Below are 17,983 nucleotides of genomic sequence, written 5' to 3'. Positions count from 1 at the left end.
GTATCAAGCGGATTTAGGTGCGTACTGCGCCAAAATATGTTTGCACATACCGTTGGCCAACTCTTCCTCGCCATAAAATACACGGCCGATATCTTCTTTGCGGAGACGTTCTGACTCATCTTCACTATGTGTTCTCAATACAATTTGAATTTCCGGCCGCAGTAATTTAGCCGTGGTGACCATCTTTCTTACGTCAATGGTATCGGGTGTGGCCACTACCAGCATAGAAGCGTTAGCAATATGTGCTTGAATCAGCACACTGGGGTCAGCCGCATTGCCAGAAACCGCTGGGATACCTGCTTTACGCAAATTTTCGACGATTTCGCGATTCTCTTCAGCTATCACAAACGGAATGTTGCTGGACAGCAGTGCGTTGGCGATACGCTTGCCTACTCTGCCATAGCCAACCAATACAATCTGCCCTTCCAAATACTTGCGTTCGGTACTCATCGGTAGTTCGGCAAATGGGTCGGTGCGCTTTTCCAAATCACTGGCAGTTTTGGAAATGTCGATGAGCCATTTCTTAAAGGGTTGGATGGCGGAGAATAGCAATGGGTTAAGCGCAATCGAAATCAGTGCTGCGGCCAAAATCAAACTCATGCCTTCTGCCGGAAGCAAGCCTAATGATAGCCCCAGTCCTGCCAAAATAAAGGAGAACTCACCAATTTGTGCCAGGCTGGCGGCAACAATCAGTGCGCTATTCAGCGGATAGCGGAAAGCCAGTGTGATGGCCATGGCTGCCAGTGATTTGCCAATGATGATTACGCCCACGGTTGCCAATACATTCAATGGTTGCTCAATAAGAATCGATGGCTGAAATAACATGCCGACCGAGACGAAAAATAGCACGGCAAACGCATCGCGTAACGGTAACGATTCTTCGGCGGCGCGATGGCTAAACTCTGATTCTCGCATCACCATGCCGGCAAAGAACGCACCCAGTGCAAATGAGACGTTAAATAACACGGAAGCGCCGTAGGCAATGCCAATGGCGGTAGAGATAACCGATAAGGTAAATAATTCGCGTGAGCCGGTTTTGGCTATGTGCCACAGCAGCCAAGGCAGCACGCGCTTACCAACAACCAACATCATCAGAATAAAGCCGACCACTTGCAACAGGGTAATGCCGATGGTTTGCCATAGTGGCGTGTCAGAGGCTTCTGCAACACTGCCACCCAGCAAGCCTGCCATTGGCGGAAGCAACACCAACACCAATACGGTGAGCAGGTCTTCTACCACCAGCCACCCCACCGTGATTTTACCGTTCATGCTCTCCAGCATATTTCTGGACTCAAGCGCACGTAACAACACAACCGTGCTTGCGCAGGACAATGCTAGGCCGAATACAAGCCCTTCACCGAGTGTCCAACCCCATAGATGGGTAAGGTACATACCAAGCAACGTGGCCATCGTCATTTGTACAATCGCACCGGGGATAGCAATGCGGCGCACGGCCATGAGGTCATTGATTGAGAAGTGTAAGCCTACGCCAAACATCAGCAGCATCACGCCAATTTCAGAGAGTTGTGAGGCAATATGGACATCGGCAACAAATCCTGGTGTGGCAGGACCAATTAAAATACCCGCCACTAAATAGCCCACCAATGCAGACAGTTTTAGGCGCTCGGCAATGAAGCCAAAAATTAAGGCAAGCCCAAAGCCCGAGGCAATGGTAGAAATGAGTGTAATATTATGTTCCATGTTTTATTATTTTCTTGGTTACACGCGCATCGTAAAGATTGAGAGTAGTGCTGATAAAGATGGTACACCACAAATTAAAACGTGTAATGGGTTGTTAAAGCGGATAAGGTTGATTGCGAATAATTGGCTAAAACGCATCATGGCGATATATGTTGCTCACCATTTGAGACAAAGCAATCAGCGATTAGAGCACAGGTTGTCTCAGCAGTTCCATCACTTCTGGAATGGCTGCTCTATCTGCGTTGCTGCCATCGCTGGTGCGTTTGGTGGCAATGCGCATATCATCATACTCAAACACGCTGAGTTTTTGAATCCCGAATTCAGTTTCCAGCGTAAAGACTTGTACGGTTTTACGGACTTTATCTTTTTTATCCTTGCTGGGTTTGTCAGAAATTCGATAAGCCTTTTCGCTGCTCTCAAAAGGGATTTGCTGGTTGAGCAAGAAGATTTCAACTTCTTTAGCACTGTCTGCAAATAGATAAATATCGGTCTGTGCGTATTTTCCCGCGGTACCATCTAGCACGCTACCGGTCAGATGTGGATTGAATCGCTCGAATAATTGCATGGTCGCGAGTGCCGCTTTTCTAAGCTTATTTAACTCTAGCGGTTGTTCGTCTGCATTGTAGATTTCATGATACAGCCGGATTTCTTGTTCGATCTCAGCATTGCTGGGCAGTGCACCATTCTCAATCACACCAAGCTGACGCCCTGCTTTTTTTTTAGCATAGGCAAAGTCATGAATGCCATCTTCAGCCATCATGCGTGCTGCTGCTTGAGCAATCAATTGGCGCAGTTGTTCGACATTCTCTCTGGCCATGTTTAGCGCCCAGAATTAAAAATACGGCTGAGGGGATTGCTTTCTGTCTCGCTATCGGCACTTGGTTCACGCCGTGGTTTTTCTGTTTTTTGAGCGCCATCCAGCCTGCGTTCTTCAACTGGCGCAGCACGGCTATTGGGTTGCATCGGGTTGGTAATCATGTCCATGCTATTCGGGCGCGCGTAATCCTGTTCGGTGGTGCCTTCTAAAGATGGGATATCGTAGCTTGCCGATGGCGGTGGATTTTCATGGTAAAAATATTCATCCACCCCTTCATCAAAGTCGCCAGCTAAGGTGCCATCGTCAGGGTTGATTTTGAGTTTGACGACGCCCTGCGGAATTTTATATTGGTAAATAGGTACGCCTTTTAAAGCAGATTCCATGTATTTAATCCAAATTGGCAAGGCCGCTTTACCGCCGGTTTCATCTCTACCCAGTGATTTAGGGCTGTCGTAACCCATCCAAGCCACAGCGACCTCTTTTGGGTTAAACCCTGCAAACCAAACATCCATTTGATTGTTGGTGGTGCCAGTCTTACCAGCAATATCGCTTCTACCCAGAACGTTGGCTTGCCTTGCAGTGCCTAGGTTAATCACGTCTTGCATCATGGAGGTCATGAGGAAGGCATTACGTTGATCTATGACGCGGTAAGCGGAAATATGTTTGGTTGGGTCGACTGACTCAACCACGCGGCCATCGCTATCCACAATTTTACTGATTAAATACGGTTTAACCTGATAACCGCTGTTGGCAAATACCGCATAACCGGCTGCCAACTGCCATGAGGTAGTGGAACCTGCACCCAGTGCCATGGCCAAATACGCGGGGTGATCTTTAGGATTAAATCCGAATTTTGTAATGTAGCTTTGCGCATAACGCGGACCAATCGCTTGCAACACACGGATAGAGACCATGTTTTTAGATTTGGTCAGTGCAGTACGTAAGCGAATTGGGCCGGAATATTTGTCATCGAAGTTGTGCGGCTCCCAACTTTCACGACTGCCAACTTCTTCTGCCGAAAGTGAGAATGGTGCATCATCCACAACAGACGCGGGCGTGAATCCTTTTTCGATGGCCGCAGAATAGACAAAAGGTTTAAAGCTAGAGCCCGGCTGGCGCCATGCCTGTGTGACGTGATTAAACTTGCTGCGCGTAAAATCAAAACCGCCAATCAAAGCGTTGACCGCACCAGTTTCAGGATTCAGCGCAATCAGCGAAGCTTCCACTTGTGGCAATTGCACCACAATCCATTCACCATTTAATTTGGTTACGCGAATAATGGCACCGACTTTCACTGCCTGTGGAGTTTCCACTTTACTCAGCAGATGTTTCTCAATCAGTTTTAAGCCTGCACCAGTGACTTCTAGGTTATCACCGGATTTAGTAATGGCAGAAATGGATTTTTTGCTGACCTGTGTGACCAGTGCGGGCACAAAGCGATTGTATTCCTCAATCTCATCCAGTGCAGTCACTGCAAACGTTTTCAGGTCGCCATTGGTGTTGATTGCAATGGTTTTTTCTGGTCCGCGGTAACCATGTCTGAGTTCGTAATCAATGATGCCTTGCACTACCGCTGCATTAGCTGCTTCTTGATTGGATTTTTTGATGGTGGTGTAGACCTTATAGCCGCTCTGGTAAATGTCTTCGCCGTAACGGTTGAACATGGAAATACGTACAATTTCCGCAACATAATCCGCACTTAGATTTTTGACTGATTTGGCCGGTTTGAATTTTAATTTGGTATTCATGGCCTTATCAAATTCGTTTTGCTGGATAAAGCCATAACGCAACATGTCTCGCAATACTTCGTTCTGACGTACCATTGCGCGTTTCTCATGCGTATATGGATTGTAGCGAGAAGGTGCTTTAGGCATGCCCGCCAATAGCGCCGCTTCAGCCAAATTGAGGTCTTTCAGTTGTTTACCAAAATACACCTGAGAAGCAGCAGCAAAGCCATATGAGCGCTGGCCCAAATAAATCTGATTGAGATATAGCTCAAGAATCTGATCTTTGCTGATAGTTTTCTCAATTTTGATGGCCAGCAAGGCCTCTTTGATTTTGGTGATCATGTCACGCTTGCCACCGGGTTGGCTAAAGAAGTTTTTAGCCACTTGCATGGTAATGGTACTGGCACCTTCATGGCTCACCCCCATCACGTTATTGCGGATAGCGCGGACGATGCCTTTGGTATCAATGCCGTTATGTTGATAAAAGCGGCGATCTTCAATGGCAAGTACTGCATCTTTCATGGAAGCGGGTACATTCTCAATTTTGACAAATGCGCGCCGCTCTTCGCCAAACTCACCAATCAATGCGCCTTCAGCCGAGTAGATTTTAAGTGATAGCTTGGGGCGATAGTTGGTGAGGATTTCTAAAGAAGGAAGTGTCGGATAGATAATAGAAACAGCAAGAGCTGTTAATGCAGTTAACACTAGGGTGCCAACAACGACAAACAAAATTAAAAAATGCCACCACTTTTTTGGGCTCATAAACTGCTTCTTGAGTTGAAACTGTATCTAGTTCTGTAATTGTAATGCAATTTAGCAATTTTAGACTGTAGCAAATTGTTAACACTTTCACAAAAAAACCATAATTAAACTTTGCTTAGAAATAAATTGCTTTACACTGCATAATGTTGTTGTTAGGATTTAATGTAAATTATTGCAATTGTTCGTAACTAACGATAAATGAAAGGGAATTTCAATTTGAAATTCGACTTTTTTAACGACAAAACCCCTCCGCTGATTGGCGTTGATATCAGTTCATCTGCCGTCAAGATGGTTGAATTGTCCTCAAGTGCAAAAGGCGTTTATCGATTAGAAGGCTATGCTGTAGCCTCTATTGCGAAAGACGCAATTGTTGAAGGCAATATCAGTGGGTTGGAACAAGTGTCCGAATCTGTTCGACTTGCTTGGAAACTGCTGAACAGCCGAGAAAAGCGTGCTGCCTTAGCATTGCCTTCCGCCGCAGTGATTACTAAAAAAGTGCTGATGCAATCTGGGCTCCGTGAAGATGAGATGGAGTCTCAGGTGGAAGCTGAAGCCAATCAGTACATCCCATTCTCGTTAGATGAAGTCAATATTGATTTTCAAGTCATCGGTCCCGCTATCAATAGCCCGGATGAAGTTGAAGTGCTGATTGCAGCTTCCCGCAAGGAAAAAATTGAAGATCGCGTGGCTGCCGCAGAGGAAGCGGGTTTAAAAGTCATGGTGATGGATGTTGAAACTTACGCAACAGAGTCCGCTTACACCTTCATTGCAAGTCAATTGCCAAATGCCGGTAAAGATCAAACAGTGATGATTGTCGATATCGGTGCCAACATGATGCACATCAATGTCTTGCACGATAATCAGTCTGTGTATATTCGAGAACAGAATTTTGGCGGCAGTTTACTCACACAAGAAATTCAACGTCGCTTTGGCTTGTCGACAGAAGAGTCTGAGATTGCAAAACGCAAAGGTGGCTTGCCAGAGAGCTACGAAGAGGAAGTGTTAAATCCATTCGTATTATCGCTTTCTACTGAAGTGGCGCGTGCGCTGCAATTTTTTACGAGCTCTACTCAATACAACAAAGTAGACCATATTGTACTGGCGGGTGGATGTGCCTCTATTAAAGGCGCGGATGTGGCAGTACAAGACCGTACGCAAGTCAATGTGATGATTGCGAACCCGTTTCAAAAAATGGCCATGGGCAGTCGTGTTAAACAACAGCAACTTGCAGTGGATGCCCCTGCCTTGTTGATTGCATGTGGGTTGGCAATGAGAGGGGTAGATTAATGGTTCGTATTAATTTATTACCACATCGCCAGGTTAAGCGTGCTGAGAAACAAAGACAATTCGGCCTGATGGCGCTGGGTACTGTGGTGCTTGCGTCTGCATTGGTATTTATGGGTTGGTCAGTTATCAATGCCAGAAAAGATGCCCAAGATGATCGCAACAGAAGATTGGATGATGCAATTGTTAAGCTAGATAGCGAGATTAAAGACATCAAAGCACTGAAAGACCAAATTAACTCGGTACTAGAGCGTAAACAAATCGTAGAAAACTTACAGACTAACCGTAGTCAGGCCGTTGTTGTGCTGGACGAAGTCGCGCGGCAGTTGCCTGAAGGTGTATTCATTCGCAGCATTAAGCAGCAAGGCAGTGCCATTGAAATTCAAGGGTCTGCCGATACCAATGCACGTGTAGCCACCTTAGTGCGTAATTTAACAGCCTCCACATGGATGGAGTCACCAAGTCTTGTTGAAATCAAGGCCGTTACAGTCAACAACTTGAAGCAAAATGAATTTACGCTGAATGTGAATTTGCGGGCACCACAAGTGGATGCCGAGAAAGATGCGCAAGCAAAAAAACAGGGGGCTAACCCATGAAGTTAGAAGATTTTAATAATATAGACCTGCAAAATGTTGGAAGCCTGCCGTTTTCAATTAAGGCGGTGTTGCTTGGTGTGCTTGGTTTGGTGCTCGTTGGGCTTGGGTATTGGTTTATGTGGAGTCCTGCGCTAGATGAGTTGGATCAGTCGGTTGAGAAAGAAAAAGAGCTAAGAACAGTTTTTCTTACAAAAAAGAGTCAAGCAATCAAAATTGACGCCTATAGACAGCAAATGGTAGAGATTGAAAAAACCTTTGGTGCATTGCTCAAACAGTTGCCAGACAAATCTGAAATGGACGGTTTGCTGACTGATGTTAACCAAGCGGGGTTGGGGCGTGGTTTGGAGTTTGAGCTATTCAAGCCAGGGCAAGAAACAGTGGCTGAATTCTATGCTGAAATGCCAATTCAAATCAAAGTCTTAGGCGGGTATCACGATTTGGGTGCATTCGCCACAGACGTATCGAAGTTACCTAGAATTGTTACTTTGAATAATTTAATTATTCAGCCAGCGAGCAAAGAAACTAAAGACGGACGCCTAGTATTAGAAGCGGTGGCGAAAACGTATCGATATTTAGATTCATCAGAAATTAGTGCAAGAAAATCTGCTGATAAAAAGGTTAGTGTGAAATGAATTCGATCATCAAATCTGTTTGCTTAGGTGGAATCTCGCTACTTCTGGTTGCTTGCAGTGGTGGTGAGGGCGATGACTTGGATCAGTTTATGGCAGATGCACCAAAAACCATGAGCACCAAAGTTGAGCCGCTACCTCAAGTGCAAGCTTATGTGCCGCTGCAGTTCAACGTGGACGGGAGTATTTCGGATCCGTTTAAGCCAAGGAAAGCGCTCAGCAAAGGGAGTTTTCAGCCTAATTTAAATCGACCGAAGCAACCGCTAGAGTCTTACCCGCTGGAAAACCTCAATTATGTTGGTTTGCTTAGTAAGACCAAATCACGCTTTGCGTTAATCAAGACACCGGATAATACGGTGCATCAAGTTGAAGTAGGTAATTATCTAGGTACGAATTTTGGACTCATTACCTCAATTACGGATACGGAAGTGTCCTTAAAAGAAATTATACAAGATGAGCTTTCTGGCGATTGGGTTGAGCGCATTTCAAGCTTAAGTTTGCAGGAATAAGGGTGAAAATATGAAACACGTAGAAAAATTAAATCGAGTATTTTTAGCATTCGTCTTGTTGATAAGTCAATCGCTATTCCATGTTGCTTTTGCGGCTGAGAGTAACTCGTTATTGACCAATGAAATTGAGAGTGTGGATTTCACTTCTTTGTCAGGTGGTAGAGTCAATATTCGAGTAGTATTGAAGTCGCCTTTAGAGTTTCCACCTCCTGGTTTTTCACTGAACAGTCCAGCGAGAATCGCCTTGGACTTTCCAAAAACGGCGAATGGGTTGAATAAGTCGAATATTGTTGCAGAGCAGGGTGCACTTAAAAGTGTGTCGCTAGCACAAGCAAAAGACCGCACACGTATGGTATTGAATTTATCTAAAAGCGTTGGATATAACACGAGCGTTAATGGTAAAGAGGTTGTGATTAGCTTGCAAGGTAGCGAGACTGCCGCGAACAATACTGTAGCGGAGACGCGTTTTGCTGAAGGACGTAGCAGCAGTGCTGGGCATGCGATTGCCAATGTGGATTTTGCACGTGGCAAAAATGGCGAGGGTCGTATCATTGTCGAGTTGTCTGACGCAAGTTCTGGGATCAACATTAAGAACAAAGGAAAAACGATTGTTGTTGATTTTGTAGATACAGATGTACCTGCAGAGCTTCAGCGTCGTTTAAACGTGATTAATTTCAATACGCCTGTGCTGTATATCGATACTATTAAGCGTGGTAAAAACGGTCAAATTATCATTGAGCCTAAAGGTGATTGGGAGCAGTCTGCTTATCAAGCTGATAAGAAATTTATTGTGGATGTCAGACCAATTATTCAAGATCCAAATAAATTAGTGCAAGGCTCTAAAATAGGGTTCGCTGGTGAGAAGTTGTCGTTAAACTTTCAGAACATTGAAGTGCGTTCAGTACTGCAGGTGATTGCTGATTTTACCGGTAAAAACATTGTGGCCAGTGATAGCGTAACTGGCAACATCACTTTGCGATTAAAAGATGTTCCGTGGGATCAGGCACTGGATATCATCATGAAAAACAAAGGGTTGGATAAACGTGTTTCAGGTAATGTGATTTCGATTGCTCCGGCGGATGAGCTAGCAGCTAAAGAGAAAGCAGCACTAGAAGCAAATCAAGCCATTGAAGATTTGGAGCCGTTGCGTACAGAGGTGTTTACACTGAAGTATCAAAAAGCGGAAAACTTCAAAAAAATCTTATCTGGGGATGATTCAGGAGGTAACTCTGGCGATAAAAACAAAAGCATCTTGTCTAAACGTGGTAGCGCAGTTTGGGACCCACGTACCAATACACTATTTATTCAAGATACAGCAAGAAAACTAGAAGAGATTCAATCTGTTATCAACAAGATTGATATTCCAGTCAAACAAGTGATGATTGAATCACGCTTGGTGATTGCGGATGATAAGTTTGCGAAAAGTTTAGGGGCACGTTTTGGCGTGACACAAACTGGGACACCAGGTTCTGCGACTGCAACTATTAGTGGTAGTTTGGGTAATCGATTCACACAATCCAGTGCAACGACACTTACACAAGGTACCCACAACGGTTCGATTCAAACGGCAACCGATGGCGGCAATATTTTAACCAGTTCAGATGGCTTGCCTGACTTAATGTCAAACCTACCAGTGGCGAATGCCTTCGGCAGTTTTGCTTTGAGTTTATTCAAGCTCTCAGCTAACACTTTGTTGAATTTAGAATTGTCAGCATTGGAGTCCGATAAGCGAGGTAAGGTGGTATCCAGCCCACGTGTAACGACTGCGAATCAACAAAAAGCAAGCATTGCATCAGGTACTAAAATTCCGTACTTGCAAGCAAGTAGTAGTGGTGCGACCAATATTTCATTTATTGACGCAACGCTAAGCCTGGATGTAACGCCACAAATTACACCGGATGAGAAGATCATCATGGAGCTCGAGGTGAAAAAAGACCGTGTAGGCCAAGTATTCTTTGGTACGCCGTCTATTGATACGCAAAACGTTAAAACTAACGTATTGGTAGCGAATGGTGAAACAGCTGTACTTGGTGGTATCTACGAGCAAACTGAGCGTAATGATGTCGATAAGGTGCCGTTCTTCGGTGACCTTCCTATTGTTGGTCATGCATTCAAACGTAGAACAAAACAAGAAGACAAAACAGAATTGCTGATCTTCATCACACCTAAAATCATGGATGAAAGTCTGGGTTTAAGATAATAGGGTTTGAGATAAATACCATTCTGCGCTGACAGGAATGTCAGTTTCGCTTAAAATGCCCATCAGATAACGATGGGCATTTTTTATTGTGGCAGAGATTCCTAACAACATTTTCTTTATTGGCTTGATGGGCGCAGGTAAAACTACGATAGGGAAATTAATAGCCAAGCATTTGGGTAAAACGTTTTACGATACCGACCAAGTGATTGAGCAGCGTACTGGGGTGAAAATAGCCACCATTTTTGAGCTGGAAGGCGAAGCTGGCTTCCGTAAAAGAGAAACGGCTACCATCGAGGAGCTTTCCGCACTTGATAATATTGTCATGGCCACTGGTGGTGGTGCTGTAATCGCAGCTGAAAACCGTGCGCTATTAAAACAACATGGCTATGTGATTTATCTGCGTGCAAACGTACATGAGCTGTGGATGAGAATGCGCAATGATAAGCATCGCCCACTGTTGCAAAATGTGGATGTGCGTAAGCGATTAGAGCATCTTTATCAGGCACGCAATCCGCTGTACACAGAAACAGCCTCATTGATTATCGATACTGGGAATCAACCGGTTGCGAACATACTCAATCAAATTGAATTGGCATTAAAGAAATGACTATGCAGACATTAGAAGTGAAGCTAGGAGATAGAAGTTATCCTATCCATATTGGCAAAGGCTTGTTAGAGCAAGCGGATTTAGTATTGCCACATCTGAAGCGTAAGCAAGTTGCGATTGTGAGTAACACCACCGTGGCGCCACTCTATATGCCAACGTTGGTAAAAGCGTTAGAAACTGCTGGAGTCAATGTTATCCAAATTATTTTGCCGGACGGCGAAGCATATAAAAACACGGAGACACTGAATTTAATCTACGATGCATTATTGAAGCATCGTTGTGAGCGTAGCACCACATTGATTGCACTAGGTGGTGGCGTCATTGGCGATTTGACTGGGTATGCCGCGGCGACTTACCTCAGAGGCGTGCCGTTTATTCAAATACCCACCACACTGCTATCACAAGTGGACTCTAGCGTAGGTGGGAAAACGGGCATTAACCATCCACTTGGCAAAAATATGATAGGGGCATTTTATCAACCTAAAGTTGTGTTGGCCGATATCAATACATTGCAAACGTTGCCGCCACGCGAGTATTCAGCAGGGGTGGCAGAGGTCATTAAATATGGCCTGATTAGAGACGCAGATTTTTTTGATTGGTTGGAGCGCAATATGCCGCAATTGATGGCGCTAGATGAGCAGGTAGTCAGCTATGCTATTTATCGCTCTTGTCAAAACAAGGCTGAAGTGGTGGCTATTGACGAGCATGAGTCTGGCGAGCGTGCACTGCTTAATTTAGGCCATACCTTTGGCCATGCCATTGAAAATGCGATGGGATACGGTGTTTGGTTACATGGTGAGGCTGTGGCTGCGGGTACGATGCTAGCGGCCGACTTGTCACAAAGATTAGCTTGGTTAAGTGAACAAGAGATAGCTAGAATTTCAGCCATATTCCAATCAGCCAATTTGCCGTTAACACCACCTAAACTCAGCCCAGAAAAGTATTTGGCCTTAATGCAGCTAGATAAAAAAGTGGCCGATGGGCAAATTAGATTGGTGCTACAACAGGGCATAGGCAAAGCAGTAATGACGGCTGATTATGATAAAGCGTTACTAAATCAAACATTAGAGGCGATTGCTGCGTGATGCTAGCCAGTTATGCAGCACATCCGGAACAATCGATCGGCCGTAAATTTAACGAGCCAGCGGCGCCTTTGATTAACGGCGCACCCATACGCAATTTATTTCAGCGCGACCGTGATCGCATCATCCATTCAACAGCCTTTAGGCGTTTAGAGTACAAAACACAAGTCTTCGTAAATCATGAGGGCGATTTGTTTAGAACGCGCCTGACGCATAGTTTAGAGGTTGCGCAATTGGCACGCGGTATCGCCAGAACCTTACATTTACATGAAGACTTAACCGAAGGTATCGCACTAGCGCATGATCTAGGTCACACACCATTTGGGCATGCAGGCCAAGATGCTCTGAATGCATGTATGCGCGCCCATGGTGGTTTCGAGCATAATTTGCAGTCTTTGCGCGTGGTGGATATGCTGGAAAATCGCTACGCAGAGTTCGACGGTTTGAATCTAACGTTTGAATTGCGCGAGGGTATCTTAAAACACTGCTCCATCAAGAATGCACGCCTACTTGGCGATGTTGGTGAACGCTTTATTAAAAAACAAAGCCCAAGCCTGGAGGCACAAGTCACCAATTTTGCCGATGAAATCGCCTACAACAACCATGATGTAGATGACGGCTTGCGCTCACAGCTCATTACCATCGAGCAGTTAAAAGAAATTGAATTGTTTGCAGAAAACATGGCTGTGGTGAAATCACAGTATCCGAATATCGAATTGAAACGTTTAATTCCTGAAACTATCCGCAGGATGATCAATCAGCTCGTGATTGATTTGTGCGAAACCACATTGGAAAATATTCAGCAACTGAAACCACAAACGATTGAAGATATTCGTCATGCGCCCTACTTGGTTGCGTTTAGTGAGGCAACCGCTAAAAAAAATCAGGCACTCAAACAGTTTTTGCGCAAAAATCTATACCACCATTACAAAGTTAACCGCATGAGCGCAAAAGCAGAGCGCATTATTCAAGAGTTGTTTCACGCGTTTATGCAAAATGTAGAACTGATGCCCGATGAGCACCAAGCGGCTGCAAAAGCAGATCAGCCAAGAGCAGTGGCTGACTATATTGCCGGTATGACTGATCGTTTTGCCATTCGCGAGCATCGCCGTTTATTTGCGGTGGAAGAATATTTCTAGTTTAAGCTACATTTTTGCAGCATTAGTGTTGCACAATTGCAACAAAGTACTTTAAATGTAACAAAAAGCGACAAATCGCTTGCCCCGTAAACCTAGCCTTTGGCATACTTTCATCACCTTCCTTAAGAACAAATACATTTGTTTGTGGAGTGAGTTCGCGAACTTTCTTGTTTTTTAGCGATTGATAAAAAAAGCTATAAAGATGAGGGTGATTTTAGTAGCAATACTTTTAGTAACAATATTTTGGAGATTCAAATGAAAACTAAATTAAGTTTAGCAGTTGCTTCAGCTTTATTAGCTGCCGCTTCAAGCGCAAACGCTGGTATCACAATTCCAGCTGGCGATTGGACATTGGACATTGGCGGCGTAGTTAACGCTTACTACACACACACAAGAACAAGCGGTGATAACGTTTCAGTAATCGGTGGTGTAACTGATACAGCATCAGGTGATGATTCACAATCAAACATCACTACTGGTTTGTTACCTAACTACTTATCAGTTTCTGGTAAAACACGTCAAAACGACTTAGATGTTGGTTTCACTATCAGCATCAACCCAGGCGCATCAACAACTCGTTCAGGTATTCAGAACGGTTCAAATGGTACACCAGCATTAAACCAAGAAAATCGTCAAGCATTCTTGACATTTGGTGATGCTTCATGGGGTTCTATCAAACTAGGTAAAGATTTAGGCATTTTCGCTTCTGATGCTATCTTGAATGACATGACATTATTAGGTGTTGGTTCTGCTGCTGGTGGTTTAGCTGGTAATACAACAACTTTAGGTCGTATCGGTACAGGTTTCATCTATGCTGATTGGAAATCACAAATTGCTTACACATCACCAAACTGGAATGGTTTCAGCTTCACAGCTGGCGTTACTCAAGGTTGGAATGCTCAAGAAGCATTAGATACAGCTGTTGGTGCTGGTATCTCTCAAGGTTCACAAAGCCGTTCAGGTTCTACTCCAGCTTTCGAAGCTAAAGCTAGCTACGAGTGGACAGGTGATGTTGCTGGTAAAGTATGGGTTTCTGGTATTACACAAAAAGTTAAAGATTTAACAGATTTTGTTAATGGTGGTGCTTTAACTGATGACCGTGCGACTGGTTTTGACATTGGCGCAACAGTAAATGTTGCTGGCTTTGGTTTGACAGGTTACTACGGTAATGGTGATGGCTTAGGTACAATCATTCAATTACGCGATGGTTTCGATGCTTCAGGTAAATCACGTGACTCAGATGACTGGTATGTGCAAGGTACTTACACAATTCCAGGCGCAGGTACTAAATTAGGTGTTGCATATGGTAAATCTACATTAGATGGTAACAGCGCAGCTACTGATTACTTGGATGACTGGAAACACAGTATGTGGACAGTTGGTGTTTATCACCCACTTACAAAGCATCTTAATTTAGTTGCTGAGTACTCATCTGCTAAAGATGAAGTTAACTTCAATAGTAGCGTTCCAGCTGGTAGCGATGTTGATGGTAAATCAAAAACTGTTTCATTGGGCGCAATCTTATTCTTCTAATTTAATGCAGGCTTAGCCTGCTTGAGTTAATAAGTAATAAACTAAAAACGGCAACTTCGGTTGCCGTTTTTGTTATTATGTGGATAGTAATCCTCAACTAATAGACTAATCAATTAACATCATTATTTGTATGAATTTATATCCAGTTACCATAGTAGAAAACTTTTACGACAATCCGGATAGTGTGAGAACATTTGCACTGAATCAGAAATATCAGTTTAGGCATCAAATTAAGAATGCTAACTATGTATTTCCTGGATGTAGAACCAAAGACATATCACTGATTAACAAACCATTGTTTGAAAGTGTAAGCAAAAAAATCATTTCCTTGTTTCATAATGCCGAACATGATTATATGCGTTGGTCTATTACAACAAGCTTCCAGAGTGTGTCGGAAGATTATGGGCGTGGGGTAATTCATACGGATCACAATACCGTATTTGCAGCGGTGCTCTATTTAGCACCAAATGCACCATTGCAATCAGGCACTTCGCTGTTTAAACCTAATGCCAGCTTTGATGAAGAAAAATATCAATGGTGCTTGAAGGAAAATGACAAGCGCTTTGATGAGGGTAAGCTAGTGATGGATACAAGTTATCACAGTATGTTTGACGAGATTGTACGCGTGAATAATGTATACAATACGTTAATATTGTATGAGGGTAGACATTATCACGCGGCTAACGAGTTTTTTGGTAAAACCCTAAAGGACTCAAGGCTAGCGCAGGTGTTTTTTGTTAGCAAGATAGATGCGCAAAAATACAGCTCGTTTCCATTAAAAAGAGCACAAGCGATTCAGATATAGCAGCCACTGCACTATCCGTGTTGGCTTTACTCATCTATCCCTAACTCTTGAATTTTTCTAGTGAGCGTATTTCTGCCCATACCTAATTGATTGGCAGCTTCAATACGCCTACCGTCAGTATGTTGTAACGCTTTGGTAATCATGGTCCGCTCAAATTCTTTGGTTTTGGTATCCAAAATATTGGTTTCACCACGATTCAGCGCATCCATGACTTCTTTGGCCAAAGACTCTTGCCAAGTGCCTGAGCTGGATGGCTTGGCCGACTCTTCTTTCAATTCCGGCGGTAAGTCAGCTACATCTACGTTTTGACCAGGTGCCATGACGGTGAGCCAATGACACACATTCTCTAATTGTCGAACGTTACCGCTCCAATTGACTGAGGTGAGGTAACGCAGGGCGGCTTGAGAGAGTTGCTTAGGTTCAACACCTAGTTGTTTGGCGCTATGCGCTAAAAAATGTTTTGTGAGTAACGGGATATCTTCTCTGCGCTCTCTTAAAGGAGGCAAACGTAAGCGAATGACGTTTAAACGATGAAATAAGTCTTCACGGAATAGCCCTAACTTCACGCGTTCCTCTAAGTCTTGGTGGGTGGCGGCAATGACACGGACGTTCACCTTTAGTGGTTGGTGACCGCCTACGCGATAAAACTGGCCATCACTTAACACGCGCAACAGGCGCGTTTGTAAGTCTGCTGGCATATCACCAATCTCATCTAAGAACAGCGTACCGTTATCGGCTTGCTCAAAGCGACCACGTCTTGCAGCAGCAGCCCCAGTAAAAGCGCCACGCTCATGTCCGAACAATTCAGACTCTAGTAAGTCTTTAGGAATGGCGGCGGTGTTAATCGCAATGAATGGTTTATCCGCCCGCGGGCTGTGTTTGTGCAAAGCACTGGCGACTAGTTCTTTGCCGCTGCCCGATTCACCGTTAATCAGTACTGTAGAGTGTGAACGACTGAGTCTGCCAATGGCGCGAAACACTTCTTGCATGGCGGGTGCTTGTCCAATGATTTCTGGGGTTTCTTCAATCACCACATTGTCTACGGCCTGACGCATGCTTTCGTCTACTGCACGTTTGATGATGTCGATGGCTTGGTCTACATCGAATGGCTTGGCTAAATACTCAAATGCACCACCTTGAAAAGCCGCCACTGCACTTTCTAGGTCGGAATATGCGGTCATGATGATGACAGGGATGTCTGGAAATTTTTGTTTAATCTCTGAGAGAAAATCTAGCCCAGAACCATTGGGCATGCGAATATCGCTGACTACTACTTGTGGTTGCTCTCGATGCAATGCATTGAGCGCTTCAGCCGTGGATGAGAAGGTCTTAAACTCTAAATCCGTGCGTGCTAATGCCTTTTCAAACACCCAGCGGATTGATTTGTCGTCGTCTAATATCCAAATAGGTTTCATACTTCTCTCGATGTTAATTCAAAAATATTCTTAATATTATGTATGTAAAATTACTGTGTAATGACCGCATGTTTAAGTAAGGTGCTTTCAATGGGCAGCAATATAGTAAAGCATGTTTTCCCTGGCTGGCTCTCACAATCTATCATGCCATGATGTTGCGTAATAAACGTTTGCGCAAGTGCCAACCCTAATCCAGTGCCACCCTCTCGACCAGAAACCAGTGGGTAAAATATTTTCTCTCGAATATCGACAGGAATGCCAGGGCCATTATCAATAATTTGTAGCTTGATAGCGACACGGTAACGTTTTCTAGCTAGAGTTACTTGGCGCTCGGAACGTGTTCTTAATATAATTTTTGCGCTGTCGGTACCTTTTGATTGCATAGCTTGTACCGCATTACGCGCAATGTTCAAGACCGCTTGGATAAGCTTCTCTCTATCACCTATTAACTCTGGTAGGCTGGTGTCGTAGTCGCGCTGTACGATAATGTTGTGAGGCGATTCAGCCAATAGCAGGCTTCTAACACGCTCAAGTACTTCATGGATATTGGTGGGCTCGTACTTCGGTACACGGTGCGGTGCCAACAGGCGATCCATCAGGCTGTGCAACCTATCAGCTTCTTTGATAATGACTTGGGTATATTCTCTTAAATTAATCTGAGGGAGCTCATGTTCCAACAATTGCGCTGCCCCGCGCAGCCCGCCTAATGGGTTGCGAATTTCATGCGCTAAATTTCTCAATAATTCTGAGTTTGCCTGTTGTTGAATGAGCATGCGCTCTTCTCTGGCAATCCGCAATTGCTGATCCATTTGTTGAAACTCTAAAATGAGTGTGACATTCTCAAACATGATTGGCGTCACTGTACAGGTCACAGCAAATGAATGCTGGCGTACTGTAGTGAGCGCAAATTCATGTTCGCGGTAAGGGCTGTTAGTGGTGAGCGCATTGTCTACGGCCAGTTGCAATATTTCGCAGTTTAAAAAGACCTCGGAAATATGGTTGCCGGAAATCTGATTGGCGCTTAACGCAAATAGTATCTCTGCGCTTGGATTGGTATAAAGCACCTTGAGCGATGAGTCGAGTAGCATCACTGCAGTTGCAAGATGCTCTAAGCCAGAAAAATTTGAGGGTGTATGCTGAACCATAAACTTAATAAAACATAGCAATCAATAGTGTT

15 protein-coding genes are annotated in these 17,983 nt (G+C 44.2%); 10 read left to right on the top strand and 5 right to left on the bottom strand.

All coding sequences use genetic code 11. The annotated features are described in order from the left end of the window. Positions 1-3: 3 nt before the first annotated feature. The 3 genes from ybaL to A3Q3_RS0107855 form a co-directional block, all read right to left on the bottom strand. Complete coding sequence (gene ybaL / locus A3Q3_RS0107865; RefSeq protein ID WP_020183039.1) at positions 4-1,701, bottom strand: YbaL family putative K(+) efflux transporter; 1,698 nt, start codon at positions 1,699-1,701, stop codon at positions 4-6. Positions 1,702-1,885: 184 nt separating this feature from the next. After that, a complete protein-coding gene (locus A3Q3_RS0107860; RefSeq protein WP_020183038.1) occupies positions 1,886-2,518 on the bottom strand; it encodes a hypothetical protein in 633 nt (210 codons plus the stop codon). A gap of 2 nt (positions 2,519-2,520) precedes the next feature. Further along, on the bottom strand, positions 2,521-5,007 hold the full coding sequence (locus A3Q3_RS0107855; protein WP_020183037.1) for a penicillin-binding protein 1A: 2,487 nt from the start codon (positions 5,005-5,007) through the stop codon (positions 2,521-2,523). A 216-nt stretch (positions 5,008-5,223) separates the two neighbouring features. Between A3Q3_RS0107855 and A3Q3_RS0107850 the strand changes: the two genes are divergently transcribed. The 10 genes from A3Q3_RS0107850 (at position 5,224) to A3Q3_RS0107805 (ending at position 15,391) form a co-directional block, all read left to right on the top strand. After that, a complete protein-coding gene (locus A3Q3_RS0107850) occupies positions 5,224-6,294 on the top strand; it encodes a pilus assembly protein PilM (RefSeq protein WP_025225019.1) in 1,071 nt (356 codons plus the stop codon). Further along, positions 6,294-6,887, top strand: coding sequence for a PilN domain-containing protein (locus A3Q3_RS0107845; protein ID WP_020183035.1), 594 nt, complete (start codon positions 6,294-6,296; stop codon positions 6,885-6,887). The genes A3Q3_RS0107850 and A3Q3_RS0107845 overlap by 1 nt, the downstream gene beginning before the upstream one ends. Beyond that, on the top strand, positions 6,884-7,519 hold the full coding sequence (locus tag A3Q3_RS0107840; RefSeq protein WP_020183034.1) for a type 4a pilus biogenesis protein PilO: 636 nt from the start codon (positions 6,884-6,886) through the stop codon (positions 7,517-7,519). Before A3Q3_RS0107845 ends, A3Q3_RS0107840 begins: the two co-directional genes overlap by 4 nt. After that, positions 7,516-8,025, top strand: coding sequence for a pilus assembly protein PilP (locus A3Q3_RS0107835; protein WP_020183033.1), 510 nt, complete (start codon positions 7,516-7,518; stop codon positions 8,023-8,025). Before A3Q3_RS0107840 ends, A3Q3_RS0107835 begins: the two co-directional genes overlap by 4 nt. A 10-nt stretch (positions 8,026-8,035) precedes the next feature. Then, positions 8,036-10,225: a type IV pilus secretin PilQ gene (pilQ, locus tag A3Q3_RS0107830; protein WP_020183032.1), complete on the top strand. Its 2,190-nt coding sequence runs from the start codon at positions 8,036-8,038 to the stop codon at positions 10,223-10,225. A gap of 85 nt (positions 10,226-10,310) precedes the next feature. After that, positions 10,311-10,832, top strand: a complete 522-nt coding sequence (locus A3Q3_RS0107825; protein WP_025225017.1) for a shikimate kinase — start codon at positions 10,311-10,313, stop codon at positions 10,830-10,832. A 2-nt stretch (positions 10,833-10,834) separates the two neighbouring features. Next, a complete protein-coding gene (aroB, locus tag A3Q3_RS0107820) occupies positions 10,835-11,917 on the top strand; it encodes a 3-dehydroquinate synthase (RefSeq protein ID WP_025225016.1) in 1,083 nt (360 codons plus the stop codon). Beyond that, positions 11,917-13,053 carry a deoxyguanosinetriphosphate triphosphohydrolase gene (locus A3Q3_RS0107815; RefSeq protein ID WP_020183029.1) on the top strand — a complete coding sequence of 379 codons (1,137 nt, stop codon included), beginning with the start codon at positions 11,917-11,919 and terminating at the stop codon, positions 13,051-13,053. The genes aroB and A3Q3_RS0107815 overlap by 1 nt, the downstream gene beginning before the upstream one ends. Positions 13,054-13,308: 255 nt before the next feature. Next, on the top strand, positions 13,309-14,586 hold the full coding sequence (locus tag A3Q3_RS0107810) for a porin (protein WP_020183028.1): 1,278 nt from the start codon (positions 13,309-13,311) through the stop codon (positions 14,584-14,586). A 130-nt stretch (positions 14,587-14,716) separates the two neighbouring features. Further along, on the top strand, positions 14,717-15,391 hold the full coding sequence (locus A3Q3_RS0107805; RefSeq protein ID WP_020183027.1) for a DUF6445 family protein: 675 nt from the start codon (positions 14,717-14,719) through the stop codon (positions 15,389-15,391). Between the two features lie 26 nt (positions 15,392-15,417). Here the strand turns inward: A3Q3_RS0107805 and ntrC are convergent, their stop codons facing one another. Together ntrC and glnL are read right to left on the bottom strand one after the other, a co-directional pair. Beyond that, the gene (gene ntrC / locus A3Q3_RS0107800; protein ID WP_020183026.1) at positions 15,418-16,806 is read right to left on the bottom strand and encodes a nitrogen regulation protein NR(I); all 1,389 of its coding nucleotides are present in this window, start codon (positions 16,804-16,806) and stop codon (positions 15,418-15,420) included. Between the two features lie 50 nt (positions 16,807-16,856). Further along, entirely contained in the window at positions 16,857-17,951 is a 1,095-nt protein-coding gene (glnL, locus tag A3Q3_RS0107795; protein ID WP_020183025.1) for a nitrogen regulation protein NR(II), read from the bottom strand. Between the last annotated feature and the right edge of the window lie 32 nt (positions 17,952-17,983).

Source organism: Methylotenera sp. 1P/1, from assembly GCF_000384355.1.
GTDB lineage: Bacteria > Pseudomonadota > Gammaproteobacteria > Burkholderiales > Methylophilaceae > Methylophilus.
Note: the sequence above shows the minus strand (reverse complement) of the source record. Positions and strands in the feature narration are given on the sequence as shown.

What these genes read in the sequence shown, in the direction of transcription:
- ybaL (WP_020183039.1), bottom strand. Translation starts at nt 1,701, where the DNA reads ATGGAACATAATATTACACTCATTTCTACCATTGCCTCGGGCTTTGGG.
- A3Q3_RS0107860 (WP_020183038.1), bottom strand. Translation starts at nt 2,518, where the DNA reads ATGGCCAGAGAGAATGTCGAACAACTGCGCCAATTGATTGCTCAAGCA.
- A3Q3_RS0107855 (WP_020183037.1), bottom strand. Translation starts at nt 5,007, where the DNA reads ATGAGCCCAAAAAAGTGGTGGCATTTTTTAATTTTGTTTGTCGTTGTT.
- A3Q3_RS0107845 (WP_020183035.1), top strand. Translation starts at nt 6,294, where the DNA reads ATGGTTCGTATTAATTTATTACCACATCGCCAGGTTAAGCGTGCTGAG.
- A3Q3_RS0107840 (WP_020183034.1), top strand. Translation starts at nt 6,884, where the DNA reads ATGAAGTTAGAAGATTTTAATAATATAGACCTGCAAAATGTTGGAAGC.
- A3Q3_RS0107835 (WP_020183033.1), top strand. Translation starts at nt 7,516, where the DNA reads ATGAATTCGATCATCAAATCTGTTTGCTTAGGTGGAATCTCGCTACTT.
- pilQ (WP_020183032.1), top strand. Translation starts at nt 8,036, where the DNA reads ATGAAACACGTAGAAAAATTAAATCGAGTATTTTTAGCATTCGTCTTG.
- aroB (WP_025225016.1), top strand. Translation starts at nt 10,835, where the DNA reads ATGCAGACATTAGAAGTGAAGCTAGGAGATAGAAGTTATCCTATCCAT.
- A3Q3_RS0107815 (WP_020183029.1), top strand. Translation starts at nt 11,917, where the DNA reads ATGCTAGCCAGTTATGCAGCACATCCGGAACAATCGATCGGCCGTAAA.
- A3Q3_RS0107810 (WP_020183028.1), top strand. Translation starts at nt 13,309, where the DNA reads ATGAAAACTAAATTAAGTTTAGCAGTTGCTTCAGCTTTATTAGCTGCC.
- A3Q3_RS0107805 (WP_020183027.1), top strand. Translation starts at nt 14,717, where the DNA reads ATGAATTTATATCCAGTTACCATAGTAGAAAACTTTTACGACAATCCG.
- ntrC (WP_020183026.1), bottom strand. Translation starts at nt 16,806, where the DNA reads ATGAAACCTATTTGGATATTAGACGACGACAAATCAATCCGCTGGGTG.
- glnL (WP_020183025.1), bottom strand. Translation starts at nt 17,951, where the DNA reads ATGGTTCAGCATACACCCTCAAATTTTTCTGGCTTAGAGCATCTTGCA.